The sequence below is a fragment of the Leisingera sp. M527 genome (assembly GCF_025141525.1).
In the GTDB taxonomy this organism is placed as follows: domain Bacteria; phylum Pseudomonadota; class Alphaproteobacteria; order Rhodobacterales; family Rhodobacteraceae; genus Leisingera.
Window position 1 is genome coordinate 4,191,358 of sequence record NZ_CP081037.1, and the last position, 20,472, is coordinate 4,211,829.

General features: G+C 62.2%; 20 protein-coding genes. 8 read left to right on the plus strand and 12 right to left on the minus strand.

What is annotated here, in order from left to right; all coding sequences use genetic code 11:
- Window positions 1-41: 41 nt before the first annotated feature.
- The 4 genes from K3555_RS20590 to ade form a co-directional block, all read right to left on the minus strand.
- Window positions 42-665 carry a LysE family translocator gene (locus tag K3555_RS20590; protein ID WP_259995691.1) on the minus strand — a complete coding sequence of 208 codons (624 nt, stop codon included), beginning with the start codon at window positions 663-665 and terminating at the stop codon, window positions 42-44.
- Between the two features lie 168 nt (window positions 666-833).
- Window positions 834-1,121 carry an HU family DNA-binding protein gene (locus K3555_RS20595; RefSeq protein ID WP_027256921.1) on the minus strand — a complete coding sequence of 96 codons (288 nt, stop codon included), beginning with the start codon at window positions 1,119-1,121 and terminating at the stop codon, window positions 834-836.
- Window positions 1,122-1,260: 139 nt separating this feature from the next.
- The gene (locus tag K3555_RS20600) at window positions 1,261-2,727 is read right to left on the minus strand and encodes an AMP nucleosidase (RefSeq protein ID WP_259988756.1); all 1,467 of its coding nucleotides are present in this window, start codon (window positions 2,725-2,727) and stop codon (window positions 1,261-1,263) included.
- Window positions 2,724-4,526 carry an adenine deaminase gene (gene ade, locus K3555_RS20605; protein WP_260006863.1) on the minus strand — a complete coding sequence of 601 codons (1,803 nt, stop codon included), beginning with the start codon at window positions 4,524-4,526 and terminating at the stop codon, window positions 2,724-2,726. Before ade ends, K3555_RS20600 begins: the two co-directional genes overlap by 4 nt.
- A 141-nt stretch (window positions 4,527-4,667) precedes the next feature.
- Between ade and K3555_RS20610 the strand changes: the two genes are divergently transcribed.
- Complete coding sequence (locus K3555_RS20610) at window positions 4,668-5,090, plus strand: glyoxalase (protein ID WP_260006864.1); 423 nt, start codon at window positions 4,668-4,670, stop codon at window positions 5,088-5,090.
- Between the two features lie 82 nt (window positions 5,091-5,172).
- Window positions 5,173-6,363: a hypothetical protein gene (locus K3555_RS20615; protein ID WP_260008572.1), complete on the plus strand. Its 1,191-nt coding sequence runs from the start codon at window positions 5,173-5,175 to the stop codon at window positions 6,361-6,363.
- Here the strand turns inward: K3555_RS20615 and K3555_RS20620 are convergent.
- Window positions 6,360-7,298, minus strand: a complete 939-nt coding sequence (locus K3555_RS20620; RefSeq protein ID WP_260006866.1) for a GlxA family transcriptional regulator — start codon at window positions 7,296-7,298, stop codon at window positions 6,360-6,362. The two genes, K3555_RS20615 and K3555_RS20620, sit on opposite strands and share 4 nt — an antisense overlap.
- A gap of 79 nt (window positions 7,299-7,377) precedes the next feature.
- Here K3555_RS20620 and K3555_RS20625 point away from each other — a divergent pair, with 79 nt between their 5' ends.
- The 4 genes from K3555_RS20625 to K3555_RS20640 all read left to right on the plus strand — a co-directional run bounded on the left by K3555_RS20625 (window position 7,378) and on the right by K3555_RS20640 (window position 11,935).
- Window positions 7,378-8,541, plus strand: a complete 1,164-nt coding sequence (locus K3555_RS20625; RefSeq protein ID WP_260006867.1) for an acyl-CoA dehydrogenase family protein — start codon at window positions 7,378-7,380, stop codon at window positions 8,539-8,541.
- Window positions 8,542-8,544: 3 nt separating this feature from the next.
- Entirely contained in the window at window positions 8,545-8,844 is a 300-nt protein-coding gene (locus K3555_RS20630; protein ID WP_260006868.1) for a SelT/SelW/SelH family protein, read from the plus strand.
- Between the two features lie 225 nt (window positions 8,845-9,069).
- A complete protein-coding gene (locus tag K3555_RS20635) occupies window positions 9,070-11,100 on the plus strand; it encodes an acetate--CoA ligase family protein (protein WP_260006869.1) in 2,031 nt (676 codons plus the stop codon).
- Window positions 11,101-11,149: 49 nt separating this feature from the next.
- Window positions 11,150-11,935 (plus strand): carnitinyl-CoA dehydratase, encoded by a 786-nt coding sequence (locus tag K3555_RS20640; protein WP_259995662.1) that lies wholly within the window; start codon window positions 11,150-11,152, stop codon window positions 11,933-11,935.
- A gap of 189 nt (window positions 11,936-12,124) precedes the next feature.
- Here K3555_RS20640 and K3555_RS20645 read toward each other — a convergent pair whose 3' ends face one another.
- Window positions 12,125-12,760, minus strand: coding sequence for a class I SAM-dependent methyltransferase (locus tag K3555_RS20645; RefSeq protein ID WP_260008573.1), 636 nt, complete (start codon window positions 12,758-12,760; stop codon window positions 12,125-12,127).
- A gap of 74 nt (window positions 12,761-12,834) precedes the next feature.
- Here K3555_RS20645 and K3555_RS20650 point away from each other — a divergent pair, with 74 nt between their 5' ends.
- Window positions 12,835-13,704: an SDR family oxidoreductase gene (locus tag K3555_RS20650; RefSeq protein WP_260006870.1), complete on the plus strand. Its 870-nt coding sequence runs from the start codon at window positions 12,835-12,837 to the stop codon at window positions 13,702-13,704.
- A 357-nt stretch (window positions 13,705-14,061) separates the two neighbouring features.
- On the opposite strand, the gene dxs is transcribed toward K3555_RS20650, so the two are convergent.
- From dxs to K3555_RS20680, 6 genes are all read right to left on the minus strand, one after another.
- Entirely contained in the window at window positions 14,062-15,990 is a 1,929-nt protein-coding gene (gene dxs / locus K3555_RS20655) for a 1-deoxy-D-xylulose-5-phosphate synthase (protein WP_260006871.1), read from the minus strand.
- 52 nt (window positions 15,991-16,042) lie between these two features.
- A complete protein-coding gene (locus K3555_RS20660) occupies window positions 16,043-16,927 on the minus strand; it encodes a polyprenyl synthetase family protein (protein WP_260006872.1) in 885 nt (294 codons plus the stop codon).
- Window positions 16,928-16,930: 3 nt separating this feature from the next.
- Window positions 16,931-17,173: an exodeoxyribonuclease VII small subunit gene (locus K3555_RS20665; protein ID WP_260006873.1), complete on the minus strand. Its 243-nt coding sequence runs from the start codon at window positions 17,171-17,173 to the stop codon at window positions 16,931-16,933.
- Window positions 17,170-18,096, minus strand: coding sequence for a histone deacetylase family protein (locus tag K3555_RS20670; protein WP_260006874.1), 927 nt, complete (start codon window positions 18,094-18,096; stop codon window positions 17,170-17,172). The genes K3555_RS20665 and K3555_RS20670 overlap by 4 nt, the downstream gene beginning before the upstream one ends.
- 80 nt (window positions 18,097-18,176) lie before the next feature.
- Entirely contained in the window at window positions 18,177-18,878 is a 702-nt protein-coding gene (locus K3555_RS20675; protein ID WP_260006875.1) for a response regulator, read from the minus strand.
- A 5-nt stretch (window positions 18,879-18,883) separates the two neighbouring features.
- Window positions 18,884-19,387, minus strand: coding sequence for a MarR family winged helix-turn-helix transcriptional regulator (locus tag K3555_RS20680; protein ID WP_129372557.1), 504 nt, complete (start codon window positions 19,385-19,387; stop codon window positions 18,884-18,886).
- Between the two features lie 162 nt (window positions 19,388-19,549).
- On the opposite strand from K3555_RS20680, the gene K3555_RS20685 reads away from it, so the two are divergent.
- A complete protein-coding gene (locus K3555_RS20685) occupies window positions 19,550-20,416 on the plus strand; it encodes a branched-chain amino acid aminotransferase (RefSeq protein WP_259988783.1) in 867 nt (288 codons plus the stop codon).
- Window positions 20,417-20,472 lie beyond the last annotated feature (56 nt).

Sequence of the window (20,472 nt, forward strand, 5' to 3'; positions counted from 1 at the left end):
CGGGGAATTGATAGAGGAGATCAAGCTGGGTTGAACCGGAATCAGCTGAGCTTGGCCATTAGGATCTGCCAGCTGGCAGCGCCAAAGGCGGCGGCAAAAAGGGCTTCAAACCCGCGGCGCAGGCGGATGTAGACCCGGCTGGCAGTGGTGCTGGAGAACAGAATGGCATAGCCGTGGAAGATCAGCGTACTTTGCACGGCGATGGCGGCTATTACCGTCAGCAGCGCTGATGGTTCAGTACCGGGCGGGATGCCGATGGCGTAAAGCGACCCAAAGAACAGCACCGCCTTGGGATTGGTCAGATGCAGGGCCAGCCCCTTTGCATAAGCCGCGCGCAAGGACCCGGCTGCAGAAACCTTGAGTTCCGGGTTTCCGGGGCGCAGCGCGGAACGGGCCGAGCGCAGCGCGAGATACATCAGGTAGCCTGCACCGAAATAGCGAACGCCCTCAAAAATCCAGGCATTAGCCAGCATCACTGCGCCGAGGCCAAAGGCTGCGGAAACGGACCAGATCAGCGAGCCGCTGCTGACGCCGGCGGCGACGGCCAGCCCGGCGGAGCGGCCGCGCTGCATGGCGGTGCCGGCGATGGTCAGCGTCGCGGGACCGGGGCTGGCACCGGCCAAGAGCGCGGCCCCTAGGATCAGGATAAGGTTCACGTCAGTCATGCAGCAGTCCTCCTCCGGTGTGACGGAAGGGTGCGCTTGACGGGGGCAATAGGCAAGCAACAACGCTGCGGCCGCGGGCGAAGCTTTTCCGCAGCCGGGAAACATCCGGGTAAAAGAAAAGGGCCGCCCGTGCGGGCAGCCCTGAAACCGTCCGGTTTGTCGCCGGTATCAGCCGTTCACGCTGTCTTTCAACGCCTTTGCGATGGTCATTTTCACAACCTTGTCAGCTTCTTTTGTGAACTTCTCGCCGGTGGCCGGGTTGCGCACTTCGCGCTCGGGGCGCTCGCGGCAATAGATCTTGCCGACGCCCGGCAGGGTCACGGCACCGCCGCCCGACACTTCGCGGGTGATCAGCGAGCAGACCGCTTCCAGAGCGGAACCTGCGACTTTTTTGTCGCTGCCCATTTCGTCAGCCAGAGCGGCAACAAGCTGGGTTTTGGTCATCGGTTTGGACATTCTTCGTCTCCTTAAACTGCCCGAACTCTAGGGCCTCATCGCCGGATATTATCGTTATGTTGTATGATAACACAACTTCTTGTGCGCGCCGGGCAGGCAAAAATAGGCATTTTTTCTAGGAAAACTGCAAAATTCAGCCTTAAAGGAAGGCCGTTTCATCGAACGAGCGCAACTTCCGGCTGTGCAGCCGCTCCAGAGGCATTCCGCGCAGCCGTTCCATTGCTCTTATGCCGATTTGCAGATGCCGTGCAACCTGTGTCCGGTAAAAGTCCGAGGCCATGCCCGGCAGCTTCAGCTCCCCATGCAGCGGTTTGTCGGAGACGCACAGAAGCGTGCCATAAGGCACCCGGAAGCGGTAGCCATTGGCGGCGATGGTGGCGCTTTCCATGTCCAGCGCGACGGCGCGGGACTGGGACAGTCGCTGCACCGGACCGGACTGGTCGCGCAGTTCCCAGTTGCGGTTGTCGATGGTTGCGACGGTGCCGGTGCGCATGATCCGTTTAAGGTCAAAACCCTCGTATTCAGTGATCTCGGCCACGGCCTCTTCGAGTGCGACCTGGATTTCCGCCAGCGCCGGGATCGGTGTCCAAACCGGCAGATCATCATCCAGCACGTGGTCTTCGCGCAGGTAGCCATGCGCCAGTACAAAGTCTCCCAATGCCTGAGTGTTCCGAAGGCCTGCGCAATGGCCGACCATCAGCCAGGCATGCGGGCGCAGCACCGCGATATGATCGGTGGCGGTTTTGGCATTGGACGGGCCGACACCGATGTTGACCAGGGTGATGCCGCCTCCGTCTGCGCGCTTCAGGTGATATGTGGGCATCTGCGGCAGCTTGCCTATCACCGGTATTACGGCAGCGGGGTCAGTGATCTCATGATCGCCGGTGCTGACAAAGCTGGTATATCCGGAGTCCGGATCCGCCAGCTGAGCGCGGGCGTAGGCTTCAAATTCGGCGACATAGAATTGGTAATTGGTGAACAGCACGTGGTTCTGGAAATGCTCGGCGCTGGTGGCGGTGTAATGGCTGAGCCGGGCCAGCGAGTAGTCGATGCGCTGTGCGGTGAACAGCGCCAGCGGTCCGGTGCCATTAGGCGGCTGATAGGTGCCGTTGACGATATCGTCATTGGTGGTCGACAGATCCGGCACGTCAAACACGTCGCGCAGGGTGAACCCGGCTGCACCGTCCTGCGGCACTGTCAGGTCAGGACGCGAAGCAACTGCGAAATGCACTGGGATCGGAGTGTCAGAGACATCGATGGTCACTGGCTGGCCGTGGTTGCGAATGAGCAGGGTGATCTGCTGGATCAGGTAATTGCGGAACAGGTCCGGCCGCGTCACCGTGGTGGCATAGGTGCCGGGTGCAGAGACATGACCAAAGCTGAGGCGGCTGTCTACCTGGGCAAAACTCGTGGTGGAGAACCGGATCTCCGGGTAATAGGCGCGGATGCGCTGGTTGTCCGGCGCCCCGTCAGCCATCGCCCGGCTGAATTCCTCGCAGATGAAGCCGGTGGCCTGCCGGTAAAGCAACTCAAGCCGGTCCACCGCTTCGGTTGCGTCGTTGAACGTTTCGGTTGGCGGATGGCCGGGGTGTTTTGTTGTTATCATTGAGCAGGCTCGATTACCGGGATTTTCTGGAAAGTGCGCACATCGACTAGACCAAGGTCGGAAATTCTCAGCTCCGGGATTACGACCAGCGCCAGCAACGAGTGCTGCATATAGGCATTGTTCAGGCTGCAGCCGCAGGCCTCCATCGCTTCCATCATGACTTGCGCCTTGGCAGCCACCTCGGTTGCGGGGCTGTCGGACATCAGGCCGGCAATTGGCAGCTCGACCAGAGCCAGTTCCTTGCCGTCCTGGTAAAGGGTGATGCCGCCGCCCACTTGGGCCAGGCGGTTGGCCGCCAGCGCCATCTCGTGGCGGTCGGTGCCGACCACGATCATGTGGTGGCTGTCATGCGCCACGGTTGAGGCCATCGCCATCTTACCGGTGTAGCCGAAGCCCGAGACAAAGGCGTTGGTGACACCGCCGGTGGCGCGGTGGCGTTCGACCAGCGCAATCTGGCAGACATCGCCCGTGCCCTCGACCAGCCCGTCCACAACCGGCAGTTCTGCCTGCAGCGCCTTGGTGGGAGCCTGATTTTCCACCACGCCGATCACATTGGCGGTGACCGCATTGGCGCCCTCGGGTGCAGCAAGCTCAAAGTCTTTCGCCGTCAGTTCGTGACCCAGATGCACTGTGCCGCGGGCGCTGGCGGGCCAGGTGTAGTGCGGACATTCGACCTTGATAGAGCCTGATTCCGCGACGATTTGTCCGCGTGCGACAACGAGTTCGATAGGCAATTCATGCAAGTCGGAGGTCAGGATCACGTCAGCCCGGCGGCCAGGGGTGATCGAGCCGATCTCACGTTCCAGCCCGAAATGGGTGGCGGTGTTGATGGTGGCCATCTGCAGCGCAACCACCGGATCGCAGCCGCAGGCAATCGCGTGGCGCACCACCCGGTTCATATGGCCGTCATTGACCAGGGTGCCGGAATGGCAGTCGTCGGTGCAAAGGATGAAATTGCGCGGGTCCAGCCCCTTTTCCGTCACCGCAGTGATCTGGCTTTCGACGTCATACCAGGCCGAGCCCAGCCGCATCATCGACCGCATCCCCTGGCGGACACGTGCAATGGCGTCGGCCTCGCAGGTGCCCTCGTGGTCATCCGCCGGACCGCCTGCCACATAGGCGGCGAAATCAGGGCCAAGATCCGGAGAGGCATAATGGCCGCCCACTGTCTTGCCCGCGCGCTGAGTGGCGGCGATTTCAGCCAACATCTTAGGGTCGGCATTGGCCACGCCGGGAAAATTCATCATCTCCCCCAGGCCGATGATGCCGGGCCAGTTCATCGCCTCTGCCACATCCTCGGCAGAGATTTCATAGCCGGTAGTCTCCAACCCTGGTGCCGAGGGCGCGCAACTGGGCATCTGGGTGAAGATGCTGACGGGCTGCATCAGCGCCTCGTCATGCATATAGCGCACCCCGTCCAGACCCAGAACATTGGCGATCTCATGCGGGTCGGTGAACATCGAAGTGGTACCATGCGGGATCACCGCGCGGGCGAATTCCGCCGGGGTCAGCATACCGCTCTCGATGTGCATATGGGCATCGCACAGGCCGGGGATCATGTAGCGGCCACGCGCCTCTATGATCTGCGTCTCCGGTCCGGTGCAATAAGAGGCATCCGGTCCGACATAGGCAATGCGGCCGGCCTTGATCGCAATATCATGGCCCGGCAGCTGCTCGCGGGTGTGGACATTGACCCAGATACCCTGCCGGATCACTGTATCCGCCGGCACGCGGCCGGCTGCGACGTCGATCAATTGAGGGGCGGAGTCGGGCCAGCTTGGAAAAATGTTTTCTGACATATTCCAATTGTTCCGATTGCACGCGGGAAGGCAAGCGGATTGCTGGCTTTGCCATCAAAGCTTCATACGGGCGGTGGAAAGGCGCCGAGGGCTGACGCAATTGGCGTTGCCACCGGGCGGTTTGCGGGGAAGACTGGGTTCATGGATTATGAAGCAATAGGTGCGGACAGTTTCGGCCGCTCCCTGCGTGGGATCGGGATCAATCTGCTGGTGCGGGATGTTCCGGCGGAAGTAGCCTTTTTAGAGACTGTTTTTGATATGAGGGGCCATCAGGTAAGCAAGGATTTTGCTATCGTCACATATGGCGGTCAGGTCTTTCAGCTGCACAGCGACGGCACCTATGCGGAAAATCCGCTGCTGGGGCTGCTGCCGGAAAACCCGCCGCGCGGGTCCGGGATTGAAATCCGCCTGTATGATACCGACCCGGATGAGGCTGTCGACCGGGCAGAGGCGGCGGGATTCACCGTTCTGCAGGCGCCCGCGGACAAGCCGCATGGCCTGCGGGAGGCATATATCCTGTGTGAAAACGGCTACGCCTGGGTTCCAAGCCGGCCGAAAGGATAAGCGGCGGGAATTCCTCCCCTTTCCACTGAAAGAACACCGGTCCATGCTGGCGGTATCTTTTGGATGCCATGAGGGGCCGCCGATGCACGCCATTGCCGATACAACCGCGCTGGTCAAGGAGGGGGTGCTGACTGCGGGTCAGGCCCGCACCATCGAGGCGCGTTCACGCGAAGTGATGGTGTCACTGGCGGTGAATGCGATCCTGTGTTTCGGGATTATCGCGGCCACCGCCGGTTTCATTTTCTGGCTGGCTGATCCGCTGGCGGTGGCAGTGACCGGCATTTTGATGCTGGGCGGCGGGCTGGCGGTGCTGGCGCGCGGCCGCGAGATGCTGCGGATGTTTGGCAATTCCGCCACCCTGATCGGGGCAGGCATGCTGATGGGCGGCGCCGGGATTGAGCTGGTGGACAAATACGAGGATATCGCCGGTGGGCTGATGCTGCCTGCCGGAGCGCTGGTGGCAGCGATTTGTGTCTGGCGCTGGCGGCGCGGGGCCTGGTCCACGGGGTTTGTGCTGGGGGCGATCCTGCTGATGGGGCTGGCAATGCATTTGGCGGGTATTGAGCTGCTGCTGCAGCAATACGAGATCGGCTCGCCGCTGCGGAACCTGGCGTTGCTCTATTATGCTGCCGCGCTGGCCCTGGCTGGCTGGCAAGTGGATGTGCGCTTTGTCACTGCGCTGGCGATTGCGCCTTTTGCCCAGATGCTGGAGACCGGCACCGGCTATTTCCACGCGGCCTATGTGTTCTATTCGCCGGAATCGACGCTGACGATCCTGCAGATGCTGCTGCTGATCGTGCTTTGTGTCTGGGGCGCGTCCCGGCTGGCCGAGCGCGACGCCCGGCACCTGCGCATTCTGGCAATCCTGGGGTTTGCGGTGGCCAATCTCTGCGCGCTGGTCGGCTCGCTGTGGGGCGATGTGGTGGGCGAAACCGTCTGGGGGCCGGGCCGTTACAGCGACGGTTACGAAGACTGGGAAGCCTATTCCGCGGCTCGCGATGCTTTCCGCGACAGCACGCTGTTCATCTCCGAAAACGTCTATTCCGTGCTTTGGGCAGCGGTGCTGGCGGTGGTCATCTTCTGGGCGGCGCAGCGGCATCAGCGCGGACTGTTCAATGCGGCGCTGACCTTTGCTGCGATCCACGCCTATACCCAGATGTTCGAGTCCTTCGCGGATGAGCCGCTGGCCTATGTGATCGGCGGGCTGGCGGCGATTCCGCTGGCCTGGGGGTTGTGGCGTCTGAACCAATGGATGGCAGCCCAGCAGAGCTAGCTGTTGCGAAGGCTGCGGGGCGTGGCGCCGAACTCGGCTTTGAAGGACCGGGTCAGGGCGCTGGGATCATTATACCCACAGCGCAGGGCAATCTCGGAGACACTCAAGTCAGTCTCCAATACAAGTTTTCTGGCGTGTATCAGCCGGAGCCGCCGGTAAACGGCCTGGGGAGTTGCACCAAGTTCCGCCTTCATCCTTGCCTCAAGGTCTTTTTGGCTGCGGCCAGCCTGGCGGGCGACCGCTGCAATGGGAAGCGGCGCCTCCAGGTTTGCTTGCATCATGGCAACTGCGCGGGCGACGGATTTGCTGCGGGCGAGGATCGGGTCCTGGGTTTCCGTGGCTTCGGGGCTCATGAACAGCATGGCCACTTCCAGCCGCAGCGCTGCCCCGTGATGCTCTCCGATCAGCTCCATCATAGTGTCAAAGGCTGCCAGGGCGCCGGTGCAGGTGATACGGTTGCCATCCATGACTTGCCGGGCGCGCTCGGCCTGCACTTCGGGGAAGGTTTCGGTGAAACGGCTGAGTTCCTCCCAATGGATCGTTGCCCGCCGCCGGTCCAAAAGACCCGCCTCCGCCAGCAGCCAGGCGCCGGTGTCAAACCCCGCAATTACCTTATAGCGGTGCGCCGCAGATTTCAGCGCCCGGGCGGCAGTCACAGTGGCATGGCGCAGGAAGTCATAAGACGGCATCGCAATCAGCAGATCGCCGCTGCAATCACCCAATTTCCCATGCGCCCGCACCTCCATGCCCGAGGACGACACCGCAGGCCTGCCGTCCAGCGTGAGGAACCGCCAGGCATAGGCCCGGCGCCCGGCAAAGGTATTGGCCGCGCGCAGCGGCTCAACCGTATTGGCCAGGCAATGGGCCGAGAAGGCGTCGAACAGCAGTACATCCAATTGCTGCACCGCAGCGTTATCTTTTGCCCAACTTCGCATGATTTCTTCTAACTCTGCACGATAGGCGAGGGCAAGCCGCCTAATCTGGCTGGCAACAGATTTGCGAAGGGAGACCGCCATGCAATTCGGGATGACTGAAGAACAGTCGATGATCGTCGAGACCACCCGCGCCTTTGTGGAAAAGGAGCTGTATCCGCATGAGGCAGAGATCGAGCGCACCGGTCATCTGGACATGGATGTGATCCGTGATGTGCAGAAAAAGGCGATGGACGCGGGGTTGTATGCCGCAAACATGCCCGAGGAAGCAGGTGGCGCTGGCCTCGATACGCTGTCGTGGCTGATGTATGAAAAGGAACTGGGCCGCGCTAACTATGCGCTGCATTGGACAGGTGTTGCGCGCCCGTCAAACATCCTGCTGGCCGGTACGGACGAGCAGAAAGAGAAGTATCTCTACCCTTGCATGAAGGGAGAGAAATGGGATTGCCTGGCGATGACCGAGCCGGACGCGGGCTCCGACCTGCGCGGTATGAAGGCGACCGCACGCCAGGACGGCGGCGACTGGATCCTGAACGGCACCAAGCATTTCATCAGCCACGCCGATATCGCCGACTTCGCCATCTGCTTCATGGCCACCGGGGTTGAGGAAACCCCGCGCGGGCCGAAGAAGAAAATCACCGCCTTCTTTGTCGACAAGGGCACGCCGGGCTTTGAGGTGCGCGACGGCTACGGCAACGTCAGCCACCGCGGCTACACCAACGCAGTGCTGGAGTTCGACGATTGCCGCCTGCCGTCCTCTGCCATTCTGGGGGAGATCGACAAGGGCTTTGAGGTGGCCAACACCTGGCTGGGCGCCACCCGCCTGCAGGTCGCGGCCACCTGCCTGGGCCGGGCTGAGCGAGCGCTGCAGCACTCGATCGAATACGCCGCCGAGCGCAAGCAATTCGGTCAGCAGATCGGCAAGTTCCAGGGCATTTCCTTCAAGCTGGCCGACATGGCGCTGGAGCTGAAAGCGGCGAACCTGCTGACCTGGGAAGCCGGCTGGAAATTCGACCAGGGAACCGTCACCGAGAGCGACATGTCGATGGCCAAGCTGAAGGCGACCGAGATGCTGGCCATGGTTGCGGATGAAGCGATCCAGATCCACGGCGGCATGGGGCTGATGGACGAGCTGCCGCTGGAACGCATCTGGCGCGATGCGCGGGTCGAGCGTATCTGGGAAGGCACCAGTGAAATCCAGCGGCACATTATCAGCCGCGAGATGCTGCGCGCCGTCGGAGGCTGATCCATGACCCAAGCCGGGAAACCTGTTGTGATCATTACCTACTGCACCGGCTGCAACTGGCTGCTGCGGGCAGGCTGGATGGCGCAGGAGCTGCTGCAGACCTTCCAGGACCGATTGGGCGGGGTGACACTGGTTCCCGGAGAAATGGGCGGGATCTTTGAGATCCATGTTGATAAGGAGCTGATCTGGGAACGCAAACGGGACGGCGGCTTTCCTGATGTGAAAGAGCTGAAGACCCGCGTGCGCGACCGGATTGACCCCGGCAGGGATCTGGGCCATCTCGACCGAAGCGCGGACGGGTAAGCCGGATGCCTCCGGCGGGGATATTTGGGGCAAGAGGAAAAGGGCGGCCCGCAAGAGCCGCCCCGGTAAAGAGAAATGCTCTCTTCCCCTTGCACGGCCATCGGCGTCCCCGCCTGTACCGCACAACTATTGAGTGTGATTCTGGTTAACCAAAGCTTACTTCCTCATGCGGGAAATATCCCCGCCGGAGGCTCCCGAACTCTCTACCAGCGGAACCGCTAGAAAATGACACGCGACCTTTCCCGCCTCTTCCGACCTAAAACCATTACTGTGATCGGCGGCGGCGCATGGTGCCGCCTGGTGATTGAGCAGTGTCAAAAGATGGGGTTTGAGGGCACCATCTGGCCCGTTCATCCCAAGGCAGACGAGGTCGCGGGCCTGCCAGCATTTAAGGACGTGGACAGCCTGCCGGCAGCACCCGATGCAGCCTTTGTCGGAGTGAACCGCTTTGCCACCATAGAGGTAGTGCGCGCGCTGTCGATGCGCGGTGCCGGCGGGGCGGTGTGTTTTGCTTCCGGCTTCCTGGAGGCAGCGGCAGAGGATGCCGAAGGCGCTGATCTGCAGGCGCAGTTGCTGGAAGCGGCTGGAGATATGCCTTTCCTTGGCCCCAACTGCTATGGTTTCATCAATTATCTGGACGGGGCGCTGCTGTGGCCGGACCAGCATGGCGGGGCGCGGGCAGAACGGGGCGTGGCGCTGGTCACCCAAAGCTCCAACATCGCCATCAACCTGACCATGCAAAAACGCGGCCTGCCGGTGGCCTATGTAGTGACGGCCGGCAACCAGGCACAGTCGGGCATCGCTGCCATCGGCGAAGCGCTGCTGGAAGACGACCGCGTCACAGCACTTGGCCTGCATATCGAAGGTTTTGGTGATTTGCGTGCGTTTGAGGCATTGGCGGCCAAAGCACGCGAATTGGGAAAGCCGATCGTTGCCCTTAAGGTCGGCAGATCCGCCGAGGCCCAGGCCGCGACTGTTTCTCATACCGCCTCGCTTGCGGGCGGTGACGCGGGTGCGGGGGCTTTGCTCTCACGCCTTGGCATTCCGCGTCTTTATGACTTGCCGTCCTTCCTGGAGACACTGAAATTGCTGCATGTGACGGGGCGGCTGCCTTCGAACCGCATTGCAACGATCAGCTGCTCCGGAGGGGAGGCTAGCCTAGCCGCGGACACCTGCCATGCGCGCAATGTCGTGTTCCCGCCCCTGAATGATCGCCAAAAGGCGGATTTGCGGGAAGCGCTGGGCCCGATGGTGGCGCTGGCAAACCCGCTCGACTACCACACTTATATCTGGCGGGATGCCGAGGCGATGACGCAAGCATTCTCGGCAATGATGGATCCACAGCTGGCGATGACTATGCTGATCGTCGACTTCCCGCGCAATGACCGCTGCGATGCCTCGGATTGGGAATGCGCAATCCAAGCAGCGATTGGTTCGTGTGAGCGGACAGGAGCAAACGTTGGTCTGGTGGCGACGCTTCCCGAGTTGCTGCCGGAGGATGTTGCAACCCGTCTGATGGATGCTGGAGTGGTGCCTTTCGCTGGGCTTAGCGAGGCAATTGCTGCCTGCGAGGCCGCGAGCCTGCCATTGCAGGCAGCACCTTCACCGCTGTTGCTGCCAACCCCTGCGGTGGACCCTGATCTGGTGCCTGAAGCCGAGGCAAAGCGGCAGCTGGCAGACTATGGCCTGCGCATCCCACGGTCTAAACGGGCGGCCTCGGCCACCAATGCCCGCGCCGTTGCGGTGGATGTCGGCTTCCCGGTGGTGCTGAAGGGCGAAGGCGTTGCCCACAAGACCGAAGCAGGTGCTGTGGTGCTGAATCTGAACTCGGGGCAGGACGTGAGTGATGCCGCTTTCAACATGCCGGCCTCGTGCTTTCTGGTCGAAGAAATGGTTACCGGTGCGGTGGTTGAGCTTCTGATCGGGGTGGTCAAGGATCCAGCGCATGGGTTTGTCATGACTGTGGCGGCGGGCGGCACCCTGACCGAGTTGATGAAAGACAGTGCTTCCTTTCTGCTGCCAGCCTCGGATGCAGAAATCGAAGCTGCGCTCAACTCTTTGCGCATTGCCAAACTGCTGGACGGCTACCGGGGTGCCCCGGCAGCAGACAGGGAGGCGATCCTGCGCGCCATCCGCGCAGTCGAGGCCTATGTGATGGAAAACGCGCTGGGATTGGAAGAGATCGAGATCAACCCGCTTCTCTGCACGCCAGCTGACGCCGTTGCAGCAGATGCGCTGATGCGGCGGAAATACTGAGGCTTAGGCCTGAAACAAGAGCGGTACTACCGTGCCAGGAGGAATTGATATGACCGACAGCCCCGTGAAAACCCGCCGTGATGGTGCCATACTGGAAGTAACACTGGACCGGCCAAAGGCAAATGCCATCGACCTTCAGACCAGCCGGGTGATGGGCGAGGTTTTCCGGGATTTCCGCGACGACCCTGACCTGCGGGTGGCGATCCTGACCGGCGGTGGAGAAAAGTTCTTTTGCCCGGGTTGGGACCTGAAAGCGGCGGCTGACGGCGATGCGGTGGATGGCGATTATGGCGTCGGCGGCTTTGGCGGTCTGCAGGAGCTGCGCGACATGAACAAGCCGGTGATTGCCGCTGTGAATGGCATCGCCTGTGGCGGCGGGCTGGAGCTGGCGCTGTCAGCGGATGTGATCATCGCTGCCGATCACGCCACCTTTGCGTTGCCGGAAATCCGCTCCGGCACCGTCGCGGATGCGGCCAGTGTGAAACTGCCCAAACGCATTCCCTATCACATCGCAATGGAGCTGCTGCTTACGGGCCGTTGGTTTGACGCAGAAGAGGCCAACCGCTGGGGCCTGGTGAACGAGATCGTGGCGGCGGACCAGCTGATGGACCGGGCCTGGGAGCTGGCGCGGCTGCTCGCCTCCGGCCCGCCGCTGGTCTATGCGGCAATCAAGGAGATCGTGCGCGACGCAGAAGATTCCAAATTCCAGGACGCGATGAACCGGGTTACGCAGCGGCAGCTGAAGTCGGTGGATGTTCTCTATGGTTCCGAGGACAACCTGGAAGGCGCCCGCGCCTTTGCCGAAAAGCGCGATCCGGTCTGGAAGGGGCGCTGACGCGGCGCGCCGCCAGGTGCGCTGCCGGGCCCAAAGGCGCGGGCGGCATCGCAGATGCCGTCCAAAGACGCGGGAGCTCCCGCCTGTTTCAGGAACATCTGAAGATGTCCCTGCGCAGTTGGGCCCGGCGCCGCGCTTTGCGCGGCGTTTGGATCCCCGCCTGTCCAAAATGATAATGGCAAAGGGGCGCTATACTTTTTGAAATCGCGCGATCAGGGCGGTGTCGTTCTTGTGCGCCCCCGTCGCGCGAGGTCCGTAGATGGGCAGTTCCGGCAGAGTAAGATTCTTGATCCATTGCCCGCGCAGCAGCCGGCCGAAGGCTTCGGAAAACCCCGCCTTATCGTAGAACCGGGCATTCACCGACAGAGCAAACCAGGCATCGGGTGCGGCCACCCGCAACAGGGCGGGCAGGACTTCCGGGCCGAGGTGCCCATGGGTGAAGGTGCCGGAAGAGACCACGCCGCAGTAGGACCCGCGCGGCACAGGGATGCCTTCCAGCAGATCAGCTTCGATCACGTCGCGGTAGGCATCCTTGCGCAAGGCTTCGGCCAGCATCGCGGCGCTTAGATCGGTGGCGTCGATAGGTTCTATTCCAATCGCCCGCAACGCTTGGCCGCACAGACCGGTGCCGGCACCGACGTCCAGCACCGGGCCGGCTCCGCCGGCGGCGGCAAAAACCTTGGCGGTCAACCCGGGCAGGAGGTAGCCCTGCCCGGCGGCGAAATCCTGATCGTATGTGCTCGCCCAGTCCCTGTAAAGCCGTTTGGAATCGGCAGGTGTCTGCAGGGCGTAGGCGTTTGAAAGTCCCGGTTTCTGTTTATCCATGCGCGCCATGAAAAGGCTGATCGGGATTCGAATCAACCCTTGCACAGCAGGCGCGGTCAACGCATCTAGGAGCCATGAGGAAAACGCTGCTTTGTCTTGGATTTGGCTATACCGCCCGGGCGCTTGCACCGCGCCTTCTGGCGCAGGGATGGCGGGTTATCGGCACTTCGCGCGAGGTTGTGGAGGCCGAAGGCGTGGAGATGATCACCTGGCCCGGGCAGGACGTGCCGCTGGACGGGGTCACCCATGTTCTAAGCTCGATAGGGCCGAACATGGCGGGTGACCCGGTGCTGGCCGCGATGGCTGGTCAAATCACTGCTGCACCCGGTCTGGAATGGGTGGGGTATCTGTCGACTACGGCAGTTTATGGCCACCACGACGGCGCCTGGGTGGATGAGGCCACGCCGGTGACGCCGTCCAGCGAACGCGGCGACTGGCGCGCTGGGGCCGAGGCGCAATGGCAGGCCATCCCCGGTCTGCCGCTGCATATCTTCCGGCTGGCCGGTATCTATGGCCCCGGCCGCGGTCCCTTTGCCAAGCTGATGGCGGGCAAGGCGCGGCGGATCGTGAAGCCGGGACAGGTGTTTTCCCGTATTCATGTGGATGATATTGCCCAGGTGCTGGCGGCCTCCATCGCGCGGCCCAGCCCCGGTGCTATTTACAATGTCTGCGATGACGACCCCGCGCCGCCGCAGGATGTTTTGGGCCACGCCGCCGAGCTGCTTGGCCTGCCGGTGCCGGCCGAAGTGCCGTTTGACGAGGCCGGCATGACCCCTATGGCGCGCAGCTTCTATGGCGAGAACAAGCGGGTCCGCAACCGCCGTATCAAGGAAGAGCTGGGTGTGGAGCTGCTCTACCCGACCTACCGCGAGGGGTTGCGCGCAGTGCTGGAAGCCGAGGACATGGAGAGCTTTGTGCCGCCTGCGGAGCCGCCGGGGGTTTAGGGTTTGGGAAGCTGGCACCTTCTGTTTGTATTCCTGCAGTTTCGCAGGCTGGGGCGGTTGCGCCGGCGATTGAGAGCGGTTTATCCAGACAGCTTGGAAACAATCTGGTCTGATCTGGGTTTCACCAGACGGCTCGATATTGCGTTATCACCGTCAATTTTTACCGTGGTTTCCGACCGCGCGGCATTGCTGAATCTATTTGTTGCCCGTCAGGATGAGATACAGCCCGCGTGGATGGGAGACGAAACCATTGCGCAGCTTGTCTTTGCTTTGAACAGGCATTGGTCAGCGCCGGGCTATCGGTTGCTTAGCCGGCTGACTGGACTTTCCAGAAGCTGACAGGCTGAGAGACTTGGCTTAAGCCCGCTTCTCGCCAATCGTTGCCACGCCCAGAACCTCCAGCACCTTGGCTTCGATCTGCGGCGCGTTCATTGCTGCGACCTCATACATATCCGCAGGGCTGGCCTGGTCGATGAACGTATCGGGCAGCACCATCGAGCGGTACTTGAGGCCGCTGTCGAACACGCCTTCCTCGGCCAGCAGCTGTGCGACATGGGAGCCGAAACCGCCCACCGCGCCTTCCTCGATGGTGATCAGCGCCTCGTGATCCGCAGCCAGCTGCAGGATCAGATCGCGGTCCAGCGGCTTGGCAAAGCGGGCGTCAGCAATTGTCGGCGTGATGCCCTTGGCGGCCAATGCTTCGGCGGCCTTTTTGACCTCACCCAAACGGGTGCCGAAGGACAGCAGCGCGACGCGTTTTCCCTCCTGGATCATCCGGCCCTTGCCGATTTCCAGCACTTCCGGGGTATCCGGCATCTCGACGCCTTCGCCCTCGCCGCGCGGGTAGCGGAAGGCGATGGGGCCGTCGTCATGGGCGGCTGCGGTGGCGATCATGTGGGCCAGCTCGGCCTCGTCTGCGGCGGCCATCACCACCATGCCGGGCAGGTTGGCCATGAAGCCGATGTCAAAACTGCCTGCGTGGGTGGCACCATCGGCGCCCACCAGGCCCGCGCGGTCAATTGCAAAGCGGACGGCCAAGCGCTGGATCGCCACGTCATGCACCACCTGGTCATAACCGCGCTGCAGGAAAGTGGAGTACATCGCGCAAAACGGCTTCATGCCGCCTGCCGCAAGGGCGGCGGCAAAGGTCACGCCGTGCTGTTCGGCGATGCCCACGTCAAAGGTGCGCGAGGGGTAGCGTTCGGCCATCAGATTCAGACCGGTGCCGTCGGGCATCGCCGCGGTCACGGCGCAGATCTTGTCGTCCGCGGCTGCGAGCTTCACCAGTTCATTGCCGAACACCGAGGTATAGGAGGGCGCGTTGGAGGGCGCCTTTTTCTGCTCCCCCGTCACCATGTCGAATTTGGCGGTAGCGTGGCCCTTGTCGCGGGCAGCCTCGGCCGGGGCGTAACCCTTGCCCTTTTTGGTCAGCACATGGATCAGGATCGGGCCGGTGGCGCGGGCCTTGACCGTGCGCAGTACCGGCAGCAGCTGGTCCATGTCATGCCCGTCGATGGGACCGAGGTAGGAAAACCCCAAGGCTTCGAACAGAGTGCCGCCGACGGCCATGCCCTTGAGCATGTCCTTGGCGCGTTTGGCGCCTTCGCGGAAAGGTTCGGGCAGCAGCGAGACGGCCCCCTTGGCCGCCGCTTTCAGCTCCTGGAAAGGCTCGCCGGCATAAAGCCGCGACAGGTAGGAGGACAGCGCGCCGACCGGAGGGGCGATCGACATTTCGTTGTCATTCAGGATGACGATCAGCCGCTTGCCCAAATGGCCTGCGTTGTTCATCGCCTCAAACGCCATGCCGGCCGACATCGAGCCGTCGCCGATCACCGCGATGGCGTCGCCGTTGCCCTCGGGGATTACACCGCCCAGATCGCGCGCCACGGCAAAACCAAGCGCGGCGCTGATCGAGGTGGAGCTGTGGGCGGCACCAAACGGGTCATAGGGCGACTCGGAACGTTTGGTGAAACCGCTGAGCCCGTCCTTCATCCGCAGGGTGCGGATGCGGTCGCGGCGCCCGGTCAGGATCTTATGCGGGTAGCATTGGTGGGAGACGTCCCAGATCACTTTGTCTCGCGGAGTGTCAAAGACTGCGTGCAGGGCGGTGGTCAGCTCCACCACACCCAGGCCTGCGCCCAGATGGCCGCCGGTGACGGAGACGGCAGCAATGGTTTCCTGCCGCAGTTCCTGCGCCACTTGCACCAGTTGCGCATCCGTCAGCCCCTTCAGATCCGCGGGGCGGGTAATCTGGTCCAGAAGCGGGGTCTTGGGCCGGTCGGACATGGTGTCTCCTTGGGCTGCGCCGGGCAGGGGTGCCGGGGCGTGGCGCGCGGGGTTAGCTGTCGCGCGCAATAACGAAACGCGCGGCTTCCTTCAAGGTTGCTGCATCCTCACCATAAGGCGACAGCGCGTTGCAGGCCTCGCCGCACAAAGACTGCGCGCGGGCTTTTGCCTCTGCCAGACCAAGCAGCGAGACAAAGGTTGCCTTGCCGGCATCGGCATCCTTGCGCACGGCTTTGCCGACCTTGGCGGCATCGCCTTCCACATCCAGGATGTCGTCGGCGATCTGGAAGGCAAGGCCAAGGGCGCGTGCGTATTGCCGCAGCGGTAACGTATCATCGCCCGCCAGCACCGCGCCGGCAATGGCGGACCATTCGATCAAGCAGCCGGTTTTGCGGTTCTGCAGCCTGGTGATCTGCTCCAGCGTCAGCGGCGCGTCGGCGGTCTCTGCCGCAATGTCCAGCATCTGGCCCGACACCATGCCGTCTTTGCCAGAGGACTGCGCCAGGCCGCGGATCAGGGTCAGGGCGTGGGGGCCAGCCTTGGGGTCTGCCAGCAGCTCAAAGGCAAAGGCCTGCAGGCTGTCGCCGGCAAGAACTGCCATCGCCTCATCCCATTTCTTGTGCACAGTAGGCTGGCCGCGGCGCAGACCGTCATCGTCCATGCATGGCAGGTCGTCATGTACCAGCGAATAAGCGTGTATGCACTCAATAGCGAGCGCTGCCTCAAGGGCAGCTTCAGCCGGGACACCGTGCAGACGGCTGCTTTCCAGCACCAGAAAGCCGCGCAGCATCTTGCCGCCGGTGATGGCGTAGCGCATCGCGGTGTGCAGCTCGTCGCTGCCTGCCAGCCGCATTTCCATATGTGCGGTGATGCTGGCCTGTGCGTTCTTCAATGCATCTGCAAAGGGGCGCGTTCGGGCGTCTGCTGCGACGGTCATGGCTTAGCCGGCATCCAGCGGCTGGGTGCCCTTGGGGGTGCCGTTGGAGTCCAGAGTGATGGCGGCGACCTTTTCCTCGGCGCGTTTCAGCTCATCCTCACAGCGTTTCTTCAGCGCGGCACCGCGTTCGTAAAGCGCGATCGAGGCATCCAGCGCCACGTCGCCGCGCTCCAGCTGGTCCACCACGCCTTCCAGCTCACGCATTGCCTGTTCAAAGCTCATCTGGTCTACGGGGGTCTCAGTCATGCCGGTGCCTTTATCAATTCTTCCACATGCGCGCGCGTTGCGGCGGCCAGCGCGTTCAGATCATATCCGCCTTCCAAAGTCGAGACGATACGGCCCTGGCACAGCTCACTTGCCAGTTTGCACAGTTCGGCAGTGATCCAGGCAAAATCTTCTGTTGCCCAGTTGAGGCTGGCAAGCGGATCGTCCTGTTGGGCGTCAAAGCCTGCCGAGATGATGATCAATTCTGGCTTGAAGGCACGCAGGCGCGGGAAGGCCTGGCCTTCATAGGCCGCCTGCATTTCAGCCCGGCCCGAACCCGGTGCCAACGGCATGTTGAGGATATTGCCATGGGCACCGTCCTCCTCAGGGCGGCCGGAGCCGGGCCACAGCGGCATCTGCTGGCTGGTGATCACCAGCGCGCGCGCCTCGTCCCACAGCAGATCCTGGGTGCCATTGCCGTGATGCACATCGAAATCCACCACCGCGACGCGTTTCAGCCCGTGATGATCCAGCGCGTGCTTTGCAGCCAGTGCTGCGTTGCCGAACAGGCAGAAACCCATCGCGGTATCTGTTTCGGCATGATGCCCCGGCGGGCGCACCGCAGCAAAAGCATTCTGCACCTCACCGCCCAGCACCATATCGACACCGCGCACCACCGCGCCTGCAGCCCGGAAGGCAGCATCCAGCGAACCAGGGGAAAGAAAGGTATCCCCGTCGATCTGAGCCCAGCCCTCTGCCGGGGAGGACTTGCGCAAGTCTGACAGGTAGCCGGCTGGGTGAATGCGCAGGATGTCGTCCTCGGCAGCCATCGGCGCGGTTACGCGTTTCAGGTCCAATGGTTCCAGCGCGTGCAGGATATGCTCAAGACGGGCAACTTGCTCCGGGTGACCGTCCGGCGTCACATGAGACAAGCAGTCTGCGTGGGTAATCAGCGCGGTTGCCATAAAGATCCCCTGTTCATCTGGCTAAAAATATCCCCGCCGGAGGCCTGAAAACGCTGCGCAGCGGCTTCTGGTCTCTCAGCTCAGTCCGGTGCCAGCATATAGCCAGCGCCGCGCACCGTCTGCAGGTATTGCGGCTGTTTCGGGTTCGGCTCGATCTTGCGGCGCAGGCGGGTGATCTGCACGTCCACCGCGCGTTCCTGCGCCTGGCCGCGGTCGCGGCCCAGATCCTCGACCAGCTTGGTGCGGGAGACCGGCTCGCCGGGCTGGGCCGAGAAGATCTTCATCAACTGGCTTTCGGTGCCGGTGAGGCGGATCAGCTCATCCCCCTGCCACATTTCACCACGTTCGATGTCATAGCGGATGGCACCCAGATGCAGCACTTTGGGCGCACTTTCCTGTGCAACCGTGTCCGGCATCCGCCGCAGGATTGCGTTGACACGCAGCAGCAGCTCTTTGGGTTCAAAGGGTTTCGGCAGGTAGTCATCCGCGCCAGCTTCCAGCCCCGCAATCCTGTCCTCAGTCTCGCCCTTGGCGGTCAGCAGCAGGATCGGTGTGGCCATGGTTTCGCGCAAGGAAGTTGTCAGCGAGATACCGTCCTCGCCGGGCATCATCACATCCATGACGATCAGATCGAAATCCAATCCCGCCAGCACCCGGCGGGCATGGGCCGCGTCGCGCGCTGCGGTGACCAGAAAGCCGGAGCGCATCAGGAATTTCTTCAACAGCCCGCGGATGCGTTCGTCGTCGTCAATGATCAGCAGATGGGCGTCATGCATGCTCATACGCCTTAATCCCGCAACTTGGCATAGGCACGGCGCATATCCGCATCCATCATTGCCTCAAGCACCTTTTTGAAGCCTTGCACCGCCTCGGGGCCGGCATCTTTGTAGGCGGCGCGCATCCGGGCGCGCTGCGCGTCTGACAGCGTGGCCTCCAGCGCCGCGCCCTGTTCGGTCAGATACAGATGCCGCTCGCGCTTATCCAGCTCACCCACCTTGCTGATCACCAAACCGTCGCCGATCAATGTGCGCAGCACCCGGTTCAGCGACTGTTTGGTCACGCCCAGAATACTGAGAAGGTTGTTCACCGTCGTTCCGGGTGAGCGGTTGATAAAGTGGACCGCCCGGTGATGCGCCCGGCCATAGGACAATTCCGCCAGAATCCGGTCCGGATCGGCGGTAAAGCCGCGGTAGGCAAAAAACATTGCCTCGATCCCCTGGCGCAGCTGCTCATCCGTCAGAAACAGCAGGCTTTCGCCGCCGTATCCCTGCCCTGTCCGGCCTTCAGGCATTCGGTGCCCCCTCGTCTGTATTGCAATGCAGTTTATGTCAGTGTTGTTGACATTCCAAGGGTGAAGATGTATCGAATCTCAGCTTTGACGCAAGATTATGTTCCGTTCGGACGTGATGTGCGCAATAAATGGAAATCCCGCAGAATTTTAGGAGAGTGCGGCATGGCAGGTTATGACGACCGCGACGGTGTGATCTGGATGGATGGGGGGCTGGTCGACTGGCGGGATGCAAAGGTGCATATCCTGACCCATGCGATGCATTATGCCTCCTCGGTGTTTGAAGGGGAGCGCGCCTACAACGGCAAGATCTTCAAAAGCCGTGAACATTCCGAGCGCCTGATAGCTTCCGCCGAGGCGCTGGACATGCCGATGCCCTATACCGTCGATCAGATCGAGGCGGCCAAGGATGAGGCGCTCAAGGCTTCCGGCCTGCAGGACGCCTATGTGCGGGCGCTCGTCTGGCGCGGTTCCGGCGATGATATGGGTGTGGCCTCGGCTGCCAACCCGGTGCGGATGGCGATCGCGGTCTGGGGCTGGGGCGCCTACTATGGCGATGCCAAGATGCAGGGCGCCAAGCTGGCGATTGCCGAATGGAAACGCCCGTCGCCCGAAACCATCCCGGTTCATGCCAAGGCGGCAGGTCTTTACATGATCTGCACCATTTCCAAACACAAAGCGACCGCGCAGGGCTGCTCGGACGCGCTGTTCATGGACTGGCGCGGTTATGTGGCCGAGGCAACCGGCGCCAACATCTTTTTCGTGAAAGATGGCGAAGTGCACACGCCGCTCGCGGATTGCTTCCTTAACGGCATTACCCGCCAGACCGTGATCGGCATGCTCAAAGATAAGGGCATCACCGTGCATGAACGCCGGATCATGCCGGAGGAGATGGAAGAATTCGAACAGTGCTGGCTGACCGGCACCGCCGCCGAGGTGACACCGGTCGGCGAGATCGGCCCGTATAAATTCGAGGTCGGCGCCCTGACCCGCGAGATTGCCGAGGATTACGAGAAACTTGTCCGCGCGTAAACGTACCTCACTTCCGGACTGAAAACCCCCGCCTGCGAGCGGGGGTTTTGTTTTGC